At 54.0% G+C, this 21,452-nt stretch carries 19 protein-coding genes, 1 tRNA gene and 2 pseudogenes; 15 read left to right on the top strand and 7 right to left on the bottom strand.

Translation table 11 applies throughout. From position 1 onward, the window contains the following. Positions 1–93 precede the first annotated feature (93 nt). From fdnG to fdhE, 4 genes are read left to right on the top strand one after another with little or no spacing between them, the layout of a single operon-like run. The gene (fdnG, locus tag ACG1VR_RS00660) at positions 94–3,144 is read left to right on the top strand and encodes a formate dehydrogenase-N subunit alpha (RefSeq protein ID WP_395489932.1); all 3,051 of its coding nucleotides are present in this window, start codon (positions 94–96) and stop codon (positions 3,142–3,144) included. A gap of 12 nt (positions 3,145–3,156) precedes the next feature. After that, complete coding sequence (gene fdxH / locus ACG1VR_RS00655) at positions 3,157–4,059, top strand: formate dehydrogenase subunit beta (protein WP_008458719.1); 903 nt, start codon at positions 3,157–3,159, stop codon at positions 4,057–4,059. Next, entirely contained in the window at positions 4,056–4,691 is a 636-nt protein-coding gene (fdoI, locus tag ACG1VR_RS00650; protein WP_016538656.1) for a formate dehydrogenase cytochrome b556 subunit, read from the top strand. The genes fdxH and fdoI overlap by 4 nt, the downstream gene beginning before the upstream one ends. Continuing rightward, complete coding sequence (gene fdhE, locus ACG1VR_RS00645) at positions 4,688–5,617, top strand: formate dehydrogenase accessory protein FdhE (RefSeq protein WP_016538657.1); 930 nt, start codon at positions 4,688–4,690, stop codon at positions 5,615–5,617. Before fdoI ends, fdhE begins: the two co-directional genes overlap by 4 nt. 55 nt (positions 5,618–5,672) lie before the next feature. On the opposite strand, the gene ACG1VR_RS00640 is transcribed toward fdhE, so the two are convergent. The 3 genes from ACG1VR_RS00640 to ACG1VR_RS00630 all read right to left on the bottom strand — a co-directional run bounded on the left by ACG1VR_RS00640 (position 5,673) and on the right by ACG1VR_RS00630 (position 6,774). After that, complete coding sequence (locus ACG1VR_RS00640; protein WP_395489931.1) at positions 5,673–6,005, bottom strand: type II toxin-antitoxin system PemK/MazF family toxin; 333 nt, start codon at positions 6,003–6,005, stop codon at positions 5,673–5,675. Beyond that, on the bottom strand, positions 6,006–6,260 hold the full coding sequence (locus ACG1VR_RS00635; RefSeq protein WP_172568787.1) for an AbrB/MazE/SpoVT family DNA-binding domain-containing protein: 255 nt from the start codon (positions 6,258–6,260) through the stop codon (positions 6,006–6,008). A 292-nt stretch (positions 6,261–6,552) separates the two neighbouring features. Next, positions 6,553–6,774, bottom strand: a complete 222-nt coding sequence (locus tag ACG1VR_RS00630; RefSeq protein WP_227318581.1) for a YgdI/YgdR family lipoprotein — start codon at positions 6,772–6,774, stop codon at positions 6,553–6,555. 197 nt (positions 6,775–6,971) lie between these two features. Between ACG1VR_RS00630 and ACG1VR_RS00625 the strand changes: the two genes are divergently transcribed. From ACG1VR_RS00625 to ACG1VR_RS00600, 6 genes and pseudogenes are all read left to right on the top strand, one after another. Further along, positions 6,972–7,214, top strand: a complete 243-nt coding sequence (locus tag ACG1VR_RS00625) for a type II toxin-antitoxin system MqsR family toxin (protein WP_395489930.1) — start codon at positions 6,972–6,974, stop codon at positions 7,212–7,214. Positions 7,215–7,309: 95 nt separating this feature from the next. Beyond that, positions 7,310–7,681 (top strand): type II TA system antitoxin MqsA family protein, encoded by a 372-nt coding sequence (locus ACG1VR_RS00620; protein WP_395489928.1) that lies wholly within the window; start codon positions 7,310–7,312, stop codon positions 7,679–7,681. A 176-nt stretch (positions 7,682–7,857) separates the two neighbouring features. Further along, a complete protein-coding gene (locus tag ACG1VR_RS00615) occupies positions 7,858–8,193 on the top strand; it encodes a nuclear transport factor 2 family protein (protein WP_395489927.1) in 336 nt (111 codons plus the stop codon). Between the two features lie 219 nt (positions 8,194–8,412). Beyond that, positions 8,413–8,507: transfer RNA gene (locus ACG1VR_RS00610), tRNA-Sec, on the top strand. Between the two features lie 207 nt (positions 8,508–8,714). Continuing rightward, positions 8,715–10,229 carry an anti-phage dCTP deaminase gene (locus tag ACG1VR_RS00605; RefSeq protein WP_395489926.1) on the top strand — a complete coding sequence of 505 codons (1,515 nt, stop codon included), beginning with the start codon at positions 8,715–8,717 and terminating at the stop codon, positions 10,227–10,229. A gap of 334 nt (positions 10,230–10,563) precedes the next feature. Further along, positions 10,564–10,691 (top strand): annotated as a pseudogene (locus ACG1VR_RS00600) (hypothetical protein); the annotation flags it as partial. Positions 10,692–10,742: 51 nt separating this feature from the next. On the opposite strand, the gene ACG1VR_RS00595 reads toward ACG1VR_RS00600, so the two are convergent. Continuing rightward, entirely contained in the window at positions 10,743–11,354 is a 612-nt protein-coding gene (locus tag ACG1VR_RS00595) for a hypothetical protein (protein ID WP_395489925.1), read from the bottom strand. Between the two features lie 300 nt (positions 11,355–11,654). Between ACG1VR_RS00595 and ACG1VR_RS00590 the strand changes: the two genes are divergently transcribed. Then, a complete protein-coding gene (locus tag ACG1VR_RS00590; protein ID WP_395489924.1) occupies positions 11,655–11,933 on the top strand; it encodes a hypothetical protein in 279 nt (92 codons plus the stop codon). Here ACG1VR_RS00590 and ACG1VR_RS00585 read toward each other — a convergent pair. After that, positions 11,930–12,709, bottom strand: a complete 780-nt coding sequence (locus ACG1VR_RS00585; RefSeq protein ID WP_395489923.1) for an SDR family oxidoreductase — start codon at positions 12,707–12,709, stop codon at positions 11,930–11,932. The two genes, ACG1VR_RS00590 and ACG1VR_RS00585, sit on opposite strands and share 4 nt — an antisense overlap. A gap of 108 nt (positions 12,710–12,817) precedes the next feature. On the opposite strand from ACG1VR_RS00585, the gene ACG1VR_RS00580 reads away from it, so the two are divergent. Next, positions 12,818–13,750 carry a LysR family transcriptional regulator gene (locus ACG1VR_RS00580; RefSeq protein WP_395489922.1) on the top strand — a complete coding sequence of 311 codons (933 nt, stop codon included), beginning with the start codon at positions 12,818–12,820 and terminating at the stop codon, positions 13,748–13,750. Here the strand turns inward: ACG1VR_RS00580 and fhuE are convergent. Then, the gene (gene fhuE, locus ACG1VR_RS00575; RefSeq protein ID WP_395489921.1) at positions 13,747–15,930 is read right to left on the bottom strand and encodes a ferric-rhodotorulic acid/ferric-coprogen receptor FhuE; all 2,184 of its coding nucleotides are present in this window, start codon (positions 15,928–15,930) and stop codon (positions 13,747–13,749) included. The two genes, ACG1VR_RS00580 and fhuE, sit on opposite strands and share 4 nt — an antisense overlap. Positions 15,931–16,301: 371 nt before the next feature. Between fhuE and emrD the strand changes: the two genes are divergently transcribed. Beyond that, on the top strand, positions 16,302–17,486 hold the full coding sequence (emrD, locus tag ACG1VR_RS00570; protein WP_395489920.1) for a multidrug efflux MFS transporter EmrD: 1,185 nt from the start codon (positions 16,302–16,304) through the stop codon (positions 17,484–17,486). A 1-nt stretch (position 17,487) separates the two neighbouring features. Here emrD and dsdC read toward each other — a convergent pair whose 3' ends face one another. Continuing rightward, positions 17,488–18,423 (bottom strand): DNA-binding transcriptional regulator DsdC, encoded by a 936-nt coding sequence (dsdC, locus tag ACG1VR_RS00565; RefSeq protein WP_016538672.1) that lies wholly within the window; start codon positions 18,421–18,423, stop codon positions 17,488–17,490. Positions 18,424–18,649: 226 nt separating this feature from the next. Here dsdC and dsdX point away from each other — a divergent pair. Together dsdX and dsdA are read left to right on the top strand one after the other, a co-directional pair. Next, positions 18,650–19,992, top strand: a pseudogene (gene dsdX / locus ACG1VR_RS00560) (D-serine transporter DsdX). Between the two features lie 17 nt (positions 19,993–20,009). Then, positions 20,010–21,338, top strand: a complete 1,329-nt coding sequence (gene dsdA / locus ACG1VR_RS00555) for a D-serine ammonia-lyase (RefSeq protein ID WP_395489919.1) — start codon at positions 20,010–20,012, stop codon at positions 21,336–21,338. Positions 21,339–21,452: the final 114 nt, after the last annotated feature.

Below are 21,452 nucleotides of genomic sequence, written 5' to 3'. Positions count from 1 at the left end.
AAATCTATAAGGGTTCCAATTGTGAACCTTTGCGGGTCGCCCCGCAAAAAATAATCCTAAGCAATGTGAAATGTCGAATGTAAGGAGCGATCCATGCAGGTCAGCAGAAGGCAGTTCTTTAAGATCTGTGCTGGCGGTATGGCAGGCACCACGGCAGCCGCGCTGGGCTTTGCCCCCGGCGTAGCGCTCGCGGAAACCCGGCAGTACAAGCTGCTGCGTACCCGTGAAACCCGTAATACCTGCACATACTGCTCCGTGGGCTGTGGGCTATTGATGTATAGCCTCGGTGACGGCGCAAAAAACGCAAAAGCCTCAATTTTCCATATCGAAGGTGACCCGGACCATCCGGTAAACCGCGGTGCGCTGTGCCCGAAAGGGGCCGGTCTGGTGGACTTTATTCACTCCGAAAGCCGCCTGAAAACCCCGTCATACCGCGCGCCAGGTTCCGATAAATGGCAGCAAATCAGCTGGGAAGATGCTTTTGACCGCATCGCTAAGCTGATGAAAGAAGACCGCGATGCCAACTTCATCGAAAAAAACGACCAGGGCACCACGGTCAACCGCTGGCTCTCCACGGGGATGCTTTGCGCTTCCGCCTCCAGCAATGAAACCGGTTATTTAACCCAGAAATTTACCCGCGCCCTCGGCATGCTTGCCGTGGACAACCAGGCGCGTGTCTGACACGGACCAACGGTAGCAAGTCTTGCTCCAACATTTGGTCGCGGTGCGATGACCAACCACTGGGTTGATATCAAAAACGCCAACCTCATCGTAGTGATGGGTGGGAACGCGGCAGAAGCGCATCCGGTTGGGTTCCGCTGGGCGATGGAAGCCAAAATTCACAACGGCGCGAAGCTGATTGTTATCGATCCTCGCTTTACGCGAACCGCTTCGGTGGCGGATTTCTACACGCCTATCCGTTCCGGGACCGACATTGCCTTCCTGTCGGGCGTATTGCTGTACCTGATAAACAACAACAAATTCAACCGCGAGTACGTCGAGTCTTATACCAACGCCAACCTGATTGTGCGTGAGGACTTCGGCTTCGACGACGGTCTGTTCACCGGCTACGACGCGGCGAACCGCAAGTACGACAAAACAAGCTGGAACTACGAACTGGATGAAGAAGGCTTCGCCAAACGCGACCTGACGCTCCAGCACCCGCGCTGCGTGTGGAATCTGCTGAAAGAGCACATTTCACGTTATACGCCGGACGTGGTCACCAGTATCTGCGGCACCCCGAAAGAAGACTTCCTGAAGGTTTGCGAGTACATCGCCGAAACCAGCGTGGCGGATAAAACCGCGTCGTTCCTGTACGCCCTGGGCTGGACACAGCACTCCATCGGCGCGCAGAACATCCGCACCATGGCGATGATCCAGCTGCTGCTGGGCAACATGGGGATGGCAGGCGGCGGCGTTAACGCCCTGCGCGGCCACTCCAACATTCAGGGTCTGACCGACCTCGGCCTGCTCTCCACCAGCCTGCCGGGTTACATGACGCTGCCAAGCGAGAAACAGCCCGATCTGGAAACTTATCTGGCCGCCAACACGCCGAAACCGCTGCTGAAAGACCAGGTGAACTACTGGGGCAACTACCCGAAATTCTTCGTCTCGATGATGAAAGCCTTCTTTGGCGACAAGGCGACGAAGGAAAACGGCTGGGGCTACGACTGGCTGCCGAAGTGGGACAAAGGCTACGACGTGTTGCAGTACTTCGAGATGATGAGCCAGGGCAAGGTCAACGGCTATCTGTGCCAGGGCTTTAACCCGGTTGCCTCGTTCCCGAACAAGAACAAGGTTGTGGCCTCGCTCTCGAAGCTGAAGTTCCTGGTCACCATCGACCCGCTGAATACCGAGACGTCCAACTTCTGGCAGAACCACGGCGAGATGAACGACGTTGATCCGTCGAAAATTCAGACCGAGGTGTTCCGTCTGCCGTCCACCTGCTTCGCGGAAGAGAACGGCTCCATCGTTAACTCCGGGCGCTGGCTACAGTGGCACTGGAAGGGCGCGGATGCGCCAGGGGAAGCGCTGAACGATGGTGAGATCCTCTCCGGCATTTTCACCCGCCTGCGCCAGATGTACGAGCGCGACGGAGGTAAAGTGCCTGAGCAGGTGCTGAACATGACCTGGAAATACCTGACGCCGGACAATCCTGCGCCGGAAGAAGTGGCCATGGAAAGCAACGGCAAGGCGCTGGAAGACGTTATCGACCCGGCCACCGGCGCGGTGCTGGTGAAAAAAGGGCAGCAGCTTAGCTCCTTTGCCCAACTGCGCGACGACGGCACCACCTCGAGCGGTTGCTGGATCTTCGCGGGCAGTTGGACACCGGACGGCAACCAGATGGCACGCCGCGACAACGCCGACCCGTCGGGCCTGGGTAATACGCTGGGCTGGGCATGGGCGTGGCCGCTCAACCGCCGCATTCTGTATAACCGCGCCTCCGCAGATCCGTCGGGTAAACCGTGGGATGAAAAACGCCGCCTGATCTCCTGGGATGGCGCGAAATGGGGCGGCATTGACGTGCCGGACTACAGCGCTGCCGCACCGGACAGCGGCGTCGGGCCGTTTATCATGCAGCCGGAAGGCCTGGGACGCCTGTTTGCCCTCGACAAGATGGCAGAGGGGCCATTCCCGGAACACTACGAGCCGTTTGAAACGCCGCTTGGCACCAACCCGCTGCACCCGAACGTGGTTTCGAACCCGGCGGCGCGCGTGTTTAAAGATGACCTGGAAGCGATGGGCACGCATGACAAGTTCCCGTATGTCGGCACCACCTATCGTCTGACGGAGCATTTCCACTACTGGACCAAACACGCATTGCTGAACGCCATCGCACAGCCTGAGCAGTTTGTCGAGATTGGCGAGAAACTTGCCAACAAGCTCGGCATCGCCCACGGTGATACGGTGAAGGTTTCTTCCAACCGGGGCTACATCAAAGCCAAAGCGGTGGTGACCAAGCGCATCCGCACCCTGGATGTTCACGGTCAGAAGGTGGATACCATCGGGATCCCTATCCACTGGGGTTACGAAGGCGTGGCGAAGAAAGGCTTTATCGCCAACACCCTGACGCCGTTTGTCGGGGATGCCAACACGCAAACGCCGGAGTTCAAGGCGTTCCTGGTCAACGTGGAAAAGGTGTAACGGAGACGAATTATGGCTTATCAATCTCAGGACATTATCCGTCGTTCCGCTACCAACGGCTTCACGCCCGCGCCCCAGGCGCGGGATCATCAGCAAGAGGTCGCCAAGCTTATCGACGTCACCACCTGCATCGGCTGCAAGGCCTGCCAGGTGGCGTGCTCGGAGTGGAACGACATCCGCGATGAAGTGGGGCACAACGTCGGGGTTTACGACAACCCGGCGGACCTGACCGCCAAATCCTGGACGGTAATGCGCTTCTCGGAAGTGGAGCAAAATGACAAACTGGAATGGCTGATCCGCAAAGACGGCTGTATGCACTGCGCGGATCCGGGCTGCCTGAAGGCCTGCCCGTCGGAAGGGGCGATTATTCAGTATGCCAACGGCATCGTCGACTTCCAGTCCGAACAGTGCATCGGCTGTGGCTACTGCATAGCGGGCTGTCCGTTCGACGTGCCGCGCCTGAACCCGGAAGATAACCGAGTCTACAAATGCACCTTGTGCGTGGACCGCGTTACCGTGGGGCAGGAGCCTGCATGTGTGAAAACCTGCCCGACCGGGGCGATTCATTTCGGCTCGAAAGAGGATATGAAGACCCTTGCGGGCGAGCGCGTGGCGGAACTGAAAACCCGCGGTTACGACAACGCAGGTTTGTACGATCCGGCAGGCGTTGGCGGAACGCACGTCATGTACGTGCTGCACCATGCGGACAAGCCGACGCTTTACCACGGCTTACCGGAGAACCCGTCCATCAGCCCAACCGTGAAGTTCTGGAAAGGCGTCTGGAAGCCGCTCGCCGCTATTGGCTTTGCCGCAACCTTCGCCGCCAGCGTGTTCCACTATGTTGGTGTCGGCCCGAACCGTGCCGATGAAGAAGACGACAACCTGCACCATGACGACGACGAGGTGCGTAAATGAAAAAGCAACCGACCATTCAGCGCTATAGTGCGCCGGAGCGTATCAACCACTGGGTCACCGCCTTCTGCTTCGTGCTGGCGGCGGTGAGCGGACTGGGCTTTTTCTTCCCGTCCTTCAACTGGCTGATGGGCATTCTCGGTACGCCGCAGCTGGCGCGCATTCTCCACCCGTTCGTCGGCGTGGTGATGTTCGCCTCGTTTATCATCATGTTCTTCCGCTACTGGCACCACAACCTAATCAATCGGGATGATATCTTTTGGGCTAAGAATATCCGTAAGATAGTCGTCAACGAAGAAGTGGGAGACACCGGGCGCTATAACTTCGGCCAGAAATGCGTGTTCTGGGCGGCAATTATTTTCCTGGTGCTGCTGTTGGTGAGCGGCGTGATTATCTGGCGCCCTTACTTTGCGCCAGCGTTCCCGATCCCACTTATCCGATTTGCGTTAATGCTGCATTCATTTGCCGCAGTAGCGCTAATTGTGGTTATCATGGTGCATATCTACGCCGCCCTTTGGGTGAAAGGCACCATTACCGCGATGGTGGAGGGCTGGGTTACCACGACGTGGGCGAAGAAACATCACCCGAAATGGTACCGTGAAGTCCGCCGGAAACAGGAAAAGTCATCTGAATGAGTATTCGCATAATCCCGCAAGATCAGCTGGAGAAGAGCGAGAAACGCACGGCGGAAGTCATTCCGCCGTTATTGTTCCCCAGGCTGAAAAATCTCTACAACCGCCGCGCAGAACGCCTGCGCGAGCTGGCAGCCAGTAATCCGCTGGGCGATTACCTGCGCTTTGCCGCGCTGATCGCCCACGCCCAGGAAGTGGTGCTTTACGACCACCCGCTGGAGATGGATTTAACCGCCCTGATTGTTGAGTCCGCCAAAACCGGCAAGCCGCCGCTGGATATTCACGTCCTGCCGCGCGACCCGCACTGGCAGCGCCTGCTACAGTCGCTGATTGCCGAACTGAAGCCGGAAATGGACGGCCCGGCGCTGGCCGTTATCGAAAATCTCGAAAAAGCTTCTTCCCTGGAGCTGGAAGAGATGGCGACCGCGCTGTTCAACGCCGATTTCGCGTTAGTCAGCAGCGACAAAGCCCCGTTCATCTGGGCCGCGCTGTCGCTTTACTGGGCGCAAATGGCAACCTTAATCCCCGGCAAAGCGAAAGCGGAATACGGCGAACAGCGCCAGTTCTGCCCGGTTTGCGGCTCGATCCCGGTCTCCAGTATGGTTCACATCGGCACCACAAACGGCCTGCGCTACCTGCACTGCAACCTGTGTGAAACCGAGTGGCACGTTGTGCGCGTGAAATGCAGCAACTGCGAGCAAACCCGCGACCTGAACTACTGGTCACTGGACAGCGAACAGGCCGCCATCAAGGCTGAAACCTGCGGCGACTGCGGCACCTACCTGAAGATCTTGTACCAGGAGAAGGACCCGAAAGTGGAAGCCGTAGCCGACGACCTGGCTTCGCTGGTGCTGGACGCCCGCATGGAGCAGGAAGGCTTCGCCCGCAGTAGCATCAACCCATTCTTATTCCCCGGCGAAGGGGAGTAAACCCGCCTACCGGTCAGCTTTTGCTGGCTGGTAGTTTTCTGTCTCGTGCAAAGCTTTAATCGAAGAATACCTTCACTTTGGACAAAACTTCCTCAATAACGCTTTCAGGGGCTTTTTCAATAAAACGGATCTGCCGGGCACGGAAATCAATCGATTTTACATGATGGCAAATCACCACTCCTTGAGTTCTCTTCGCGTTTAAATGAACCTCAAGTGCATTCCCTCTTACACGAGAAGTCACGGGGGCAACGATCGTTAAACCTGTGACACGACTGAATTGCTCAGGCGTAAGTACCAGAGCTGGCCGAATTTTTGCCTGCTCATGCCCCACGGCGGGATCAAAATCTAGCCAGACTATATCCCCTCGTTCAGGTAGGTAAGAGCCCACTTAATCTACCTCCCTGCCCTTAGGTTCAGCATTCAGCCACTCACAATCCTCATCGCCTAACTCGAAACTCCCTTCAGGGGACTGAGCTAAAAGTTCATCAAGTGTGTAAACCGGCTTCGCTGCTCGCAACATAATGCCTCCTTCGATGGCTTCAATTTCCACTTTGTCACCTAATCTCATCCCTGCCTGCTCCAGTACGGCGGCCGGAATAATTGCGCCAGCCGAGTTGCCCCATTTACGAATCAACGTTTTCATTCTTTCGCCTGGATAAACAATGTTTAAACCATAATAGCACAAATTTTATCCAGGCACGCTTTGGATGCTAAGGGCCAAACCTCAGGCTTGTATACATTACAGCGAGATACTATAGAGATTGAAATTCTATAATAAATAGAAAGTTAGATATTATTCACAGCGTTGAGAGCGGACTTCCAGGGGGGACGGGAACGGCAGCAAATTGTTGCATTTATTTGCGTGAAAGCTCGAAATAATCGGATACGCGTTACGCGAAGGATAGCCCCGGTACAACCGGAGCCAGACGCTAAAATCAGCCGCGCTTAATCATCTGTACAACCTGCTCGTTCTGGATCTGATGCTCCACGCCCTGCTCGTCGTAGTAACGCGTCAGCCCCGTTTGTTTATCCAGCTCCGGCTTGCCTTTGGTCACGATCATCTCGCCTGTTTTAGTCGACATCACGTAGCTGCTGGAGCAGCCCGCGACCGATAACGCAACCACGCCAAACAGCAGCATCCCGTATATTTTTTTCACTTTTTCCAGCCCGTTATTGTTATAGACGCCGGATTGTAACTGGACGAGATGCAACCGGTTGTTAATGTGTATTGCTAAGGGAAACAAGGGGCATAGGTAAAAGAGCTTCGAGCGGCCTCGCACTTCGCATGCATGGCGGTTTACAGCGATACAGGCAAGAATTAACCTATTTGCATAATTTTGCATATAGGTTAATAATGATGCCAGAGAAAAGGACTGCTCATACCCGTTTATTCATCGTCAAAGAGATGGTACGGGCCGGTAAGGCAAAAGCAACACTCACCTCATATAATGGAGCACTGGCTCTGGGTTTCACCACCAGGCAGGAAATGTTTGACGTAGTGTTAGCGCTGAACACGGCGGATTTTCATAAAAGCATGACGGCATATCACGATCATACCTGCTGGCATGATGTTTATCGCCCAAGCTACAACGGGTAACAAATTTACCTGAAGCTAATCGTGAAAGATGATGTCTTAATCGTATCGTTTAAGGAGCAATAAAGATGAGATGCCCTGTTTGCGGCGGTGCGGAAATGAAGCAGGAAACACGCGACGTTGAATATGAGTACAAGAATCGTAAAACCACGATCCAAAACGTGATCGGTGACTTTTGTGACAATTGCGGAGAGGCTATTTTAGATAGTGACTCCGGCGATCGGTACATGGCTGCTATTGCAGCCTTTCACAGGGAAGTGAACGCCGAAGAAGTCGATCCCAATTTTATCGCCTCGGTGCGTAAGCGCCTGAATCTGAACCAGGCGCAGGCGGCAGAAATTTTTGGTGGCGGTGCTAACGCCTTCAGCCGCTATGAAACAGGCCGCATCGCTCCGCCACGCCCCCTGGTGCTGCTGTTTAAGGTGCTTGATAAACGTCCTGAATTACTTGAAGAACTGAAATCAGCCTGATGAACTAAAGCTCGCGCCAGCGGGCTTTTTGCTTTTGCCTGTTACACACCCGGCCATCGCACAATCTGCCCCATCCTTTCATTAGACATTTTCCTCCGGGCAGGAGAATCTGTCATTGCACACAATAACGACAACGCTTTGACAACCCGTAACTTTCTCTCATCAGGAAAATATCTATGTCCGTCACAGAGCCTGTAATCCGCCAGTATGAGGCGTACAACGCCCACGATCTCGAAGCCTTTGCCGCCTGCTTTAGCGAAGACTTCATTGCTTACCGCCCCCCTGCTGCCGCTCCTTCTCTGGAAGGGCGAGACGCGCTTTATGCCTTCTATAAAGAGCATCGTTTTAATAATCCTGCCCTGCGCGCCGAAATTATTTCCCGCACCACGCTGGGCAACAAGGTTTTCGACCATGAGAAGATTCACGGCCTCAGTGAAGAACCAATTGAAAGCATTGCCGTTTTTGAAGTTGAAAACGGGCTGATAAAAACCGCATGGTTTTTCTTTAGCTGAATCGGCGTTGCCCGCCCTCGCACTTGTAGGGCGGAATTTCGACGCAAGCAGCAGCGCTGGTGCTCCTGCAAACGCTGCTGCAATGAGCAATTCCTGTGCCGTTAGATTGATTTGGTGAATAATTTCACTTTAAGCGCAGCATATATTCTTACTGACCCATTGGGCAGCAGCATGAAACCCGGTATAATGCGCCCCGCCTCCATGTAGCAATGAAGGCGCGGAAGGTCGTCGTCTCCGGTGAGGCGGCTGGATTTCAAATCCAGGTGGTGCCGCCAGCGGCGCCGGGCAGGTTCGACTCCTGTGACTTTCCGCCAATTAATACCTCTAAGGAATCAACTCAAGATCCCATCAAAGCAGCTTACTAGCCCAGCAGTTATATTTTATTTGTAAATTCATAATATATATTTGGGATCTAGATCATAATACTTCTATTTTATTTTGTAAAAACACTTGCGATTTAAGAATTCATACTTAACATTATATGAAATGATCTCCCAAAACCCCTTCAAAAAGGAATTTTAATGTCACTAAAAATAATTAAAAGACTTGAGGATAATATTCACGACAATGAGGGGAACTCTGAATTAGTTATTGGCTTAGTTGGTGCAGTTGGCACTGACATGGACAATATAAGAAATGCAATAAAAGAAAGGCTAAATGCATTTAGATATACCACTGAAGAAATAAGAGTATCATCAGATATAATTTCTATATTTAGAGATCCTCCTGTAACAAATGATAATTTTGATAAGATAAGCAGCTTAATGACTGCTGGAAATGAACTAAGAAAAATAAGCAAAGACAACTCTATACTAGCACGAGTTGTCGCTGCAAAAATAAATCAACGAAGAGAAAAAAATACAGAAGGGGAAAATATAGTTGCGCAACCGGCTCCAAGAAAAGCATATATAATAAGCTCATTAAAACATCCTGAAGAAGTTAAAATGCTCAGAGAGATTTACACAAATGGCTTTTACCTTATAGGTGTTTATGCAGATGAAGATCGTCGAACTGATTATCTGGTAGATAACAAATTCATTGAACTTATAAATGCCAAATCATTGATAGCCAGGGATTCAGAAGAATTGGATGACTGGGGGCAACACACACGTGATACCTACGAACTTTCTGATTTTTTTATTAATTACACTGGAAGCATAGATAAAATAAATCATGATTTGTGGAGAATTCTTGATTTAATTTTCGGTAATCCATATATAACCCCTACATTTGATGAATATGCTATGTTTATGGCATTTTCCGCATCTCTCAGGTCAGCTGATTTATCACGGCAAGTCGGTGCAGTACTAACTAAAAATAAAAACATAATATCGACAGGCGCGAATGACGTTCCGGCTTATGGCGGAGGATTATATTGGCCAGAATATATCAATGGTAGAATACAAGACCATGAAAATGGTAGAGATTATACATTAGGTCGAGATTCAAATGTAAAAGAGAGAAAGGATATTATTAATGACATACTTAGCAATATAGAAGATGATCAGAAAGAGCATCTAAGAGAAATATTAGAAAATAGCAAGTTAAAATATATCACTGAATATGGAAGGGTTGTGCATGCAGAAATGGAGGCAATATTAGCATGTGCACGAAGCAACATCAGCACAAATAATGGTGTATTGTATTGTACAACATTTCCTTGTCATAATTGTGCGAAACATATTGTTGCTAGTGGCATAAACCGTGTGTTTTACATTGAACCTTACCCTAAAAGCAAAGCTTTTGATTTTCATCCCGATTCTATTTCCACAGCAGACTCTGAAAACCGTAACACCCGTGTTGTATTTGAACCTTTTGTTGGTGTTGGGCCTAGATGCTTCTTTAATTTATTCTCAATAAACCAAGGCATTGGGTATAAAATAAAGAGAAAAGATAAAGACGGTAATAAACTTAACTGGTCAAGAAGGGATGGAAGATTACGCATGCAGATGCTACCATCATCCTATATCGAAAGAGAATCTATCTCGGCTAATATTGTAGCGAGACTAGCAGAGAGGTTACAAAGTGAACAGTAAAGAGGAATTTTTAGCTTTCCTTAAGCAGGCGAGTGAGACCGTTGACAAATGGCCTGACTGGAAAAAAAGTGGCTTAAATGCTCCAACCAGAAACTCTCAATCAACACATGAATTGGTTAAAGCCCCTCATCCAGGTACTCTCTCATTACAATCTGGCAATGTTAAATAAGTTTCATATTCATAAGGTAGGGATATCACCCTGCCTTATAAAGTATAATAAACAAATAAAAATCAAAGCGTAACACTATCCTTGTCGTTGTGTGCTCCACACTTCAACCGCTTCAGCTCCTTCCGCCCCAACTCCTTTAACCAATTACCAAGACTCATGCCTGCACCCTTCGCTACAACTTCAAACGCAAGCCTATACCAAGTCACATCTCAGGCTATTACGCCTTCATCAAAGCTATTTATGATGAAGGCGAACTTGAGCAAAACGCAACCTGTAAGGCTTACTTACAGGTTCTCTATACAGAAGCAAGCTCGCATCGCCGTTGTTCTGACAATCACCATAAATTACATCGGCGGCGTCAGCCCGTTAACCCCAGCAGAAATCCCGCGAGCAACGGCCTGGCCTTTATCGTCTTTGGTGGCAAACAGCACCACTTTTGCGCCCGGTTTAAGCACGGATTTGTTGGCTGGGCTAATCAGCACCACCGGTACGTCGTCCGGGACCTGAACGGTTTTCTGCTGGCCGTGGAATTTCACCGTCATCGTGCGGCCGTGGCTGTTTACCAGAGTGCCGACCGTGCCGTTGGTCATAGTGTTAACCTGGCCGTTGGCCGATTCGAAGGGGTTAAAACCTTCCCCGGATCCGCGCAGGCTTGGGGCAAAAACGTGGACTTCCAGCGCCTTCAGCGTGCCGTCTCCCTGTGGGACAGCGGCGGTGCCAATAAAGCTGTCGGGCTTGATGTCGCTCATCTTCGCTTCGCTCACGCCGTTGATTCTGGTTTTGTCCGTCAGGCCAACGGAGAGCTTTTCACCCTGCCGGGTGGTGATTTGCAGCGAGGAATCATTTACCGCATCAATGGTGCCGCGCACCGGGGTAATCACATTGTCCGCCGCCGCTGCGCCAAAACTCAGCAACAGGGCGCTTAATGCCGGAACAAAAAAACGAGACTTCATCATGCTCTCTCCAGGGTCAGGTTCGGTTTACCTTCAGCTTTTCCAAGCTTAACCGGCAAATAAAACCCCGGCGTTAAAGAGTGTGTTCAAACGTTTCTTCACCCGCCTGAAACGTGCTCTTTAGTGAAGCGAGTCTGCCGCTTGAAACAGCATGGCCTGCTCGCTGACGCTGTCGAAATTCTGAGCCAATAAGCAATTCGTGATAAGCTCCGCATTGTTGCTAACAGATAAAGCGCATCGCCAGGCTGATGCGCAATAATGCCGCATTCCGACTTCTTGTCGATTGCCGTTTCAGGAAGAAAAATGGCTTATAAATACGCTTTTTTACTGCTTGCTCCGCTGCTGCTCTCCGCCTGCTCGTCCCTCGATCATTCAAGCGTTGATCGTCAGGACAAACAACGCCTGGACGACAGCTTTAACCGCTCTCCGTGGCCCGATCCTTACTACAATAGCCGCTACCTGACCCCGGAACAGCGCCAGAACATCCGCGATCAAATCCGCTCTGACCAGCTTGAAGCCCGTGGCCGCAGGGATAACAGCACCGACAGCGGCGACGGCTTCGGCCAGCCGGTACATTTCTAAACGGTCGGCACCGTTCCACCGTCAATAATGTACTCAGTGCCGGTGATGGCCGCCGCGCGGTCAGAGGCCAGAAACGCTATCAGGTTCGCAACTTCCTCTGGCTTAGCCGGCCGCCCCAGCGGGATGCCGCCCAGCGAATCCATAATCATTTTTTTGCCGCCTTCATAATCGGTTCCCGCCTGCAAGGCCAGGCGCTCGGCCAGGTGAACAGAAGCTTCGGTTTCAATCCAGCCTGGCGCCACACGCAGAACCCGCACGCCCCGGGGCGAAACCTCTTTCGATAAACTTTTGCTGTAGGCAGAAAGCGCCGCTTTGGCCGAAGCGTAGGCCGTGGTGGCCTCCGGCAGCGGCAAAATACGCTGGATTGAAGAAACGTGAATAATCACGCCGTAGCCACGCGCCGTCATGCCCGGCAGCAGGGCTCTGTCCAGCCGTACCGCCGGGAACAGGTTTAATGCCAGCTCACGCTGCCAGTGCTCTTCCTCCAGCGCGGCGTAACCCCCGGCCGGAGAAGATGAACCGCCCAGCATATGCACGATAATATCCACGCCGCCCAGCCGCTCCTGCACCGCCTTAACCAGCTGCCCGCAGCCTTGCGGGGTGGAAAGATCCGCCGCAACAAAGTCTTCTTCCGCCGTCGCTTCTGGCCGGTTGCGGGCAACGGTGATTACCCGCGATCCAAGCTCGCGGAACAGCGCCACGGTGGCCGCGCCAGCGCCTTTGGTGCCGGATGTCACCAGCGCCCGCTTGCCCTTCAGCGTTAAAAACTCACTCATCTTTCATTCTCCAGTCTTCGGCAAACGTGCCGTATCCACACTGTAAGAAAGCGGTATAATTTAAACAATCAGGACAAACCGGGATGAAATAATGAGGAAATCGGGACAATGTCGCGCATAACGCTCGCCGATATCGAAGCCGTACAGGCCATTGCCCGCCGGGGTTCGTTCCGCGCGGCGGCTATCGATCTCGGTATCTCCACCACGGCGCTCAGCCACGCGCTGGCGAAGTTCGAGGCCGAACTTGGGGTTCGCCTGTTCAACCGCACCACGCGCAGCGTTGCGCTGACGGAAGCGGGAAGGCTGTTTATTGAAAGAGTCAGCCCGGCTTTGCAAGGCGTAAACGATGCTCTGGAAAGCGTGCGCTCGCACCGGGATACGCCCTCTGGCGTACTGCGCATCAACGCCCCGCCGTTTGCCGCCCGCCAGTTGCTCTCTTCTCTGGCGTTTGAATTTTTGCGGCGCTACCCCGAAATGCACATCGACCTGGTTACCGAAGGGAAGCTTATCGACATCGTTGCTGAAGGTTTTGATCTGGGCGTACGTGTCGCAAACCTGGTGCCTGCCGATATGATTGCCCTGCCGCTGGGCCAGCCGCAGCGTTATGCGGTTGTTGCCTCTCCGGCCTATCTGGCTAAAAACGGAACGCCATTAACTCCGGGCGAGCTGATGGCTCACGCCTGTATTCGTGTGCGCCTGCCGGATGGCTCGCTTTATCGCTGGCACCTTGAAAAACAGGGAGAAGTCGCGCAAATCGACGTGCAGGGGCCGCTGACGCTGGATGAAGCCTCGCTGGCTCGCGATGCGGTAATCGAGGGGCTGGGTGTTGGCTTTTTTATGGAGCAAAACGTGATGGCAGAAATACGCTCCGGCGCGCTGGTTCGCCTGCTGGAAGAGTGGACTCCGGCGTTCCCCGGCCTTTGCCTGTATTACCCCGGCAGGCGTCATCCTTCCGCCGGGCTGGCCGCCTTCCTGGCGCTGGCGAGAGAAATAGCTGAGGAAAGGAAAAGGGAGACCAGTAGCCTCCCTCATCCGGGCTAGAAGTTGTAGCTTGCCGTCAGCGAGAAGCTGCGAGGCGCGCCGTAAACCACGTAGTCAGAAAGCCAGGTTTCATACTCTTTGTCGAACAGGTTGTTGATATTGCCCTGCACGGCAAAGTTTTTGCTCACCTGGTAGCGGGTGAAGAGATCCACCAGCGCGTAACTGCCTTGCTCAATGCGGGTATTGCCGTTCGGGCCGTACGCGTCCTGCCATGTCTTATTCTGCCAGTTCACGCCGCCGCCCACTGTCACTTCCGGCAGCATAGGTAGCTGGTAACGGGTAAACAGTTTCATCGTGGTGCGCGGCTGGTCCGGGTTCACCGCATCGCCGTTCTGGTCTTCCGCCACAAAGCGCGATGCGCCGAAGGTGAGCTGCCAGTTGTCCGTCAACGCGCCGTTCACCTCAAACTCGATCCCCCGGCTTACCGTTCCGTCCACCGACTTGTAGGCGGTTTCGCCCGGATTACCGTTTATCGACGTGCCGAGCGCCTGCGCCACTTTATCCTGCTCGATACGGAATACCGCCAGAGAAGTGGTCAGGCGGGTGTTAAACCAGTCTGCTTTCACGCCTGCTTCGTAGCTTTTACCGGTCGTCGGGTCGAGATAGTCGCCGTTAACGTCGCGCTTGTCGGTCGGCTGGAAGATGGAGGTATAGCTGGTGTAAGCCGACCACGTATCGTTGATGTCGTACACCAGCCCTGCGTAAGGCGTAACGTCGTGCTTTTTGCTGTTAAGGCTGGTTTGCGGTGCGGTAGACGGGTTGTAGTCCGCGTTCCATTCGGTGTAGCGAGCGCCAACGATTAAGTGCAGCGGGTCTGCCAGCGAGAAACGAGCGGCGGTATACGCGGACTGCTGGCGCACAACATCTTTGCTGTACAGCGAGAAGGCGGACCAGGCCGGGTCGGCTACGTTTTCATAGAAGCCCGGCATCGCAATGCCGCCGTAGTCCAGGCCGGTATTCGGCATGGCGTTGTCATAGTGGTTGCGCTGGCGGCTGTAGCTGCCGCCAAACATCAGTTCGTGCTGGCGACCAAACAAATCAAAACCGCCGCGTACAAACGCATCCACAGAATCCTGCTTGCGCTCGCCACGGTTCCAGCCACCATAAGCGCTAGTGCCAGCCCCGGTGGTCTTATCCGGGAAGCCGGTCACGTACATCAGCTTAGAGTCGAAGTTGGTTTCGGCATGCAGCGTGTTAACGCGAGCTTCCCAGCCGTTATCAAAGCGCTGCACCAGGCTTGCAAACACTTTAGTGGCGTCTTTATTGGAATAAGCCCAGTCCGGCGCGGTGGTAGCGCTGCGGCTGAAGTGCGTGCGGCTGCCGTCGGCATACCAGGTTGGCAGGCCGCCCCAGGTCGGGCTGTCGTCGTTGCTTTCCTGGTAGTCATAACCCACGGAGAGCGTGGTTGAGTCGGTCAGGTCTGCGTCTACCACGCCGTAGATGAATTTCTTGCGGTAATGGCTCTTATCCATCCAGGTGTCGTTGTCCTGGTAGCCTGTCACCACGCGCCCACGCACGTTGCCGGACTCGCTCAGCGGCGCGGAGAGATCCGCGACATAGCGCTGCTTGTCCCAGCTGCCGTAAGTCGCCGAGACGTTGCCTTTGAACTCGCGGCTGTCTGCATGCTTGCGCACCATGTTGATGTAAGCCGAAGGGTTTCCGCTGCCGCTCATCAGCCCCGCCGCGCCGCGAACCACTTCAACATTTTCATAAATCGCGGAATCAGAGCCGGTGTCGCCGAAGTCCCAGACGTCGCTGACCTGGGTCGGCAGGTCATCGTAGGCGTAGTTGCTGATGAAAAAACCACGTGAGAAGTAGGTGGCGCGGCTGCTGTCTACCAGACGGGAGGTGATGCCGATCGTGTTGTCCAGCACTTCGCCGATGGTTTGCAGATCCTGGTCTTCCATGCGCTGCTTGCTGATTACGCTGACGGACTGCGGGATATCACGCGGTACCAGCAGCAGTTTAGTGCCGGTAGTGGTGGTTTTAACGCTGTAGTCCTGCGCCTGCCCGGCCAGCGGATTGTCGGCGCTGGTGTTCACCGTGATAGTGTCTTCCGCCGATTTTTTTTCTTCGGACTGCGCCGAAGGAATAAGCGCCAGGGCAATACATGCCGCCAGCCATGACGGGCCATTTGCCCGCAAAGTGAACCGTTCCCTGGAGAAGTTAACGAAAGACATGTTTAACCCTCATTTTTAGTGGATATCGTGCTGCGGCGCACTCCGGCGCTGGACACGTTTTTTTTGATTTTTTATCAAGACGCGCATGATTAATGCGGATGAGAAATATACGCATTAGCATTCACTATGTAAATAAATGTGATCTGCCAGAAGTTGACCGCAGCTGCACCTTTTCAGGGCAAATTGATGCATTCGCTGGCAATAAAAATTGCCGCTTTCGCTTTACATTCGGACACGTAAATCTGTGCTTAAAACAGCCTCATCATCTGGCTTATTGGTGGGGTTATGATAGATTCCTCTCGCTTTTAAAACATACACAGCGAAATACGCTGCGAGCAATCTATCTCTTTTCGGGTAAACGGTCGGAAGCCATGAGAAAGTTAGCCAATATCCACCTGCTGATGATGTTAATTCTGCTGGTTGCCGTCGGGCAGATGACACAAACCATTTATATTCCTTCTATTCCCGATATGGCTCACGAGATGGGCGTGCACAACGGCGCTATCCAGCGCGTGATGGCAGCGTATTTATTTACCTACGGTATTTCTCAGCTGTTTTACGGCCCACTCTCTGACCGCATTGGCCGCCGCCCGGTGATACTGGCCGGTATGGTTATCTTTATGCTGGCGACGCTCGGAGCGTTGTTTACCACTAATTTGCATGTTCTGGTGCTGGCAAGCGCGCTCCAGGGCATGGGCACCGGCGTGGCTGGCGTAATGGCAAGAACCATGCCGCGCGACCTGTATGAAGGCGGAGATTTACGCCTCGCCAACAGCCTGCTGAATATGGGTATTTTGGTTAGCCCGCTGCTGGCCCCGGTGATTGGCGGCCTGCTGGACAGCGTCTGGGGCTGGCGTGCCTGCTACGGCTTCCTGCTGCTGCTGTGTGCGGTAGTCGCTTTTTCAATGTGGCGCTGGCTGCCGGAAACCCGCCCGGCAAACGCAACGCCTCCGCGGCTGCTGCGCAGCTATAAACTGCTGCTCGGCAACATCTCTTTTAATTGCTACCTGCTGATGCTGGTTGGCGGCCTGGCGGGCGTGGCGGTGTTTGAAGCCTGCTCGGGCGTGCTGATGGGCGGCGTGCTTGGTCTGAACGGCGTGGTGGTCAGTATCCTGTTTATTTTACCCATTCCGGCGGCATTTTTTGGCTCCTGGTACGCGAGCCGCCAGAACGCACGTTTCTCCAGCCTGATGTGGCAGGCGGTGCTGAGCTGCCTGCTGGCCGGTATTCTCATGTGGATACCGGGCTGGTTTGGCATCATGAATATCTGGACGCTGCTGGTGCCCGCCGCGCTGTTCTTCTTCGGGGCAGGCATGCTGTTCCCGCTGGCGACCAGCGGCGCGATGGAGCCGTTCCCTTTCCTCGCAGGCACCGCAGGCGCGCTGGTTGGCGGCCTGCAAAATATCGGTTCCGGCGTGATGGCCTGGCTCTCCGCGCTAATGCCGCAAACCGGGCAGTTCAGCATTGGCCTGCTGATGACCGCGATGGGCGTGCTTATCCTTTGCTGCTGGCTGCCGCTGGCCCAGCGATTCCAGCATCACGGGGAAACAATTTAAGTTATTTAACCTCTTCGGCCAGCGCTTTAAGCCAGTGGATAAAAGCGTCAATCTTCGGCCATTGTCGGCCATCAAGGGTCGAAATGTAATAATGCTGATGGCAATTCAACGCCATCTCACCGAAAGGGGCGACAAGCTCGCCCCGCTCCAGCCGCTTTTGCACCAGCCTTTTTCGCCCCATCGCCACGCCAACGTGGTTCATCGCGGCTATCACCGCCAAATCTGAACGATCGAACCCGATGCCCGTAGAAGCAGGCAGCGCTATGCCAAAGTGCTGCGCCCAGCTGTACCACTCGTCCGTACCCGAGTCATTGCTCCACGCCTGCCGGTCGTGCAGTAAAGTGCAGTGGAGGAGATGCGAAGGCCTGCTTTGCAGCTCAAAACGCTGCGCGTATTGCGGACTACACACCGGCAGGATGGCCTCATCCATCAAAAAGTGATGGCTCAGTTGGGACGAAGGCGCATCGTCAAACGAGATAGCCAGGTCGATACCCGCCCGCTGTAAATTCAGGTTGTCGTTGCCGGTAAGAATGGTCAGGGAAATGGCGGGATAACGCTGCGAAAAGTCACCCAGAGAGGGCACCAGCCAGCACTGGGCAATGGACGGCCTGCAATAAACGGTTAAAGAGCCGGACAGCTCCTGGTTTTTGATATCCAGAATTTCCTGGTTAAGCGTATCCAGCGACGACTTCAGCGCCCAGAACACCCGCTTTCCCTCATGCGTCAGCTCCACCTTGCGATGGGAGCGAACAAAAAGCTGTATCCCCAACTCTTCTTCAAGCTGATTTATGCGGTGGCTGACGGCGCTGGGGCTGAGTGAAAGCTCGTTCGCCGCCAGGGCGAAAGATTGATGCCGCGCCGCAACCTCAAAGGTATACAGCTTCGACAACTGCAAGCCGTTTAATAAACGATTTCTAACTTCACGTCCCGCGTCCATAGCGCCTCTTGTCTGTTTACTTTCCGGCTAAGTGTAAAAAATCCACGGCAAATAGGCAGCGTTAAGTTGAGGAAAAGTGAACCATCACGCATTCACACCGCTTATTTCGACTCAAATCACTCATTTGATCCAATCTGGTTCATGTGAACGGCCAATTTTATCGTTTGTCAGCCAGGGCCATTTTTTATCCAATAACCCTAAATTATTCACAGGGTCGGGGTGGGAGATGGGATCGCAAATCTGGGTGGTGGGTTCGTTACTCAGCAGCATCGTTTTAATTGTATTCACAATCGTCAAACTGAAGTTTCATCCTTTCCTCGCGCTGCTGTTAGCGAGCTTTTTTGTCGGCACCATGATGGGCATGGGGCCGCTCGACATGGTGAATGCCGTCGAAAGCGGCATTGGCGGCACGCTGGGCTTTCTGGCCGCGGTAATCGGCCTCGGCACTATCCTCGCCTCGGTAAAATGATGGAAGTATCCGGCGCGGCCGAACGCATTGGCCTGGCGCTGGAGCGCTGCCGCTGGCTCTCTGTCGACGTGATTATGGTGCTGGTGGGGCTGATTTGCGGCATTACGCTGTTTGTTGAGGTCGGCGTCGTGCTGCTGATCCCGCTGGCCTTCTCAATTGCCAAAAAGACTCAAACCTCTTTGCTCAAGCTGGCCATTCCACTTTGTACCGCGCTGATGGCGGTTCACTGCGTTGTGCCTCCTCACCCGGCGGCGCTGTTTGTAACCAATAAGCTCGGTGCCGACGTGGGGACCGTGATTGTGTATGGCCTTGCCGTGGGCCTGCTGGCATCGCTGGTTGGCGGGCCGCTCTTCTTAAAATGCATCGGCAGCCGCCTGCCGTTTAAACCGGTTCCCCCCGAGTTTTCAGATCTGCAAACGCGCGATGCCGCTTCTCTGCCGTCATTAGGCGCCACGCTGTTCACCGTCCTGCTGCCCATTTTTCTGATGCTGATTAAGACCGTTGCCGAGCTGAATATGACGCCCGGCAGCACGCTCTACACGCTGCTGGAATTTATCGGCAACCCGATAACCGCGATGTTTATTGCCGTCTTCGTGGCTTATTACCTGCTCGGGCTACGCCAGCATATGAGCATGGGCACCTTGCTCAGCCATACTGAAAACGGCTTCGGCTCGATAGCCAATATCCTGATGATTATCGGTGCGGGAGGCGCGTTTAACGCCATTCTTAAGGCCAGCGGCATGGCGGATACTCTCGCCATTAGCCTGTCTAACCTGCATCTGCATCCAATACTGCTGGCCTGGCTGGTCGCGCTTATCCTGCACGCCGCCGTAGGGTCGGCAACCGTAGCCATGATGGGCGCAACGGCCATCGTTGCCCCAATGCTGCCGCTGTATCCTGACGTTAGCCCGGAGATCGTGACACTTGCGATAGGTTCGGGCGCAATTGGCTGCACGATTGTCACAGATTCTCTTTTCTGGCTGGTCAAGCAGTACTGCGGCGCTACGCTGCATGAAACCTTTAAGTACTACACCACGGCGACATTTATCGCTTCCTTGCTTGCACTAGCTGGCACCTTCCTGCTTTCTTTTATCATCTGAGCGCCACGGGACTTGTTATGAACAACGCTGAAATGACTACTTTGATTGAAAAATTTCCTCTGCTTAACGACTTGATTGCGCTGAAAGAAGTGGCCTGGTTCAACCCGGCGACCACTTCCTTAGCCGAAGGCTTGCCCTACGTCGGTTTGACCGAAGAGGATGTCAAAGAGGCGCATGCTCGCCTCGCCCGATTTGCGCCTTATCTGGCAAAAGCCTTCCCGGAAACAGCGGCAACAAACGGGATTATCGAGTCTGAACTGGCGGCCATCCCGGCGATGCAAAAGCGGCTGCACGCGGCATTGGGCCAGGAGATCTACGGTAAATTGTGGCTGAAAAAAGACAGCCATCTTCCGATTTCTGGCTCAATAAAGGCGCGAGGCGGTATTTATGAAGTGCTGACCCACGCAGAAAAACTGGCTACTGAAGCCGGGCTGCTTAGCCCGGAGGATGACTACAGCAAGCTTCTCTCACCGGAGTTCCGCGAATTTTTCAGCCGCTACAGCATCGCCGTTGGCTCTACCGGCAATTTAGGCCTGTCGATTGGGATTATGAGCGCGCGGGTTGGCTTCCGGGTTACGGTGCACATGTCCGCCGACGCACGAGAATGGAAAAAAGCCAAATTGCGCAGCCACGGCGTTGAAGTGGTTGAGTACGCAGAAGATTACGGCGTTGCCGTTGAACAAGGGCGCAAAGCCGCAGAATCTGACGCTAACTGCTTCTTTATCGACGATGAAAACTCCCGCACGCTGTTTCTTGGCTACGCCGTCGCCGGGCAAAGATTGAAGGATCAGTTCACTCAGCGCTCGATTACCGTTGATGAGCAGCACCCGCTATTTGTCTACCTTCCGTGCGGCGTGGGCGGCGGCCCTGGCGGAGTGGCGTTTGGCCTGAAAATCGCTTTTGGCGACCACGTCCACTGCATTTTTGCCGAGCCAACCCATTCTCCCTGCATGCTGCTCGGGGTGCATACCGGCCTTCACGATGCCATTTCGGTACAGGAGATTGGTATTGATAACCTGACCGCAGCCGACGGCCTGGCCGTGGGGCGCGCTTCCGGCTTTGTCGGGCGGGCGATGCAGCGGCTGCTGGACGGTTTTTATACCGCAGAAGACCAAACGCTTTACAACATGCTGGGCTGGCTGGCCGCAGAAGAAGATATTCGTCTCGAGCCTTCGGCGCTGGCCGGAATGCCCGGCCCGCAGCACGTTTGTGCCAACGAAGCTTACCAGAGCATGCATGGCCTGAGCGCCGAACAGTTGAATAATGCAACGCACCTGGTCTGGGCGACCGGCGGCGGCATGGTTCCGGAACCTGAGATGGAACAGTACTTAGCAAAGGCACGCTGATATTTCCCCTCACCCCGCCCTCTCCCCAATGGGCGAGGGCGAAAATCCCGCATATTTCAGCACTGAATCCCCTCTGCCCCTCGCCCTTACAGGGAGAGGGGCATTCCTTCCGTC

Source organism: Cedecea davisae (assembly GCF_044095835.1).
Lineage (GTDB): Bacteria > Pseudomonadota > Gammaproteobacteria > Enterobacterales > Enterobacteriaceae > Cedecea > Cedecea davisae.
This window is presented reverse-complemented; position numbering and strand designations above follow the sequence as displayed.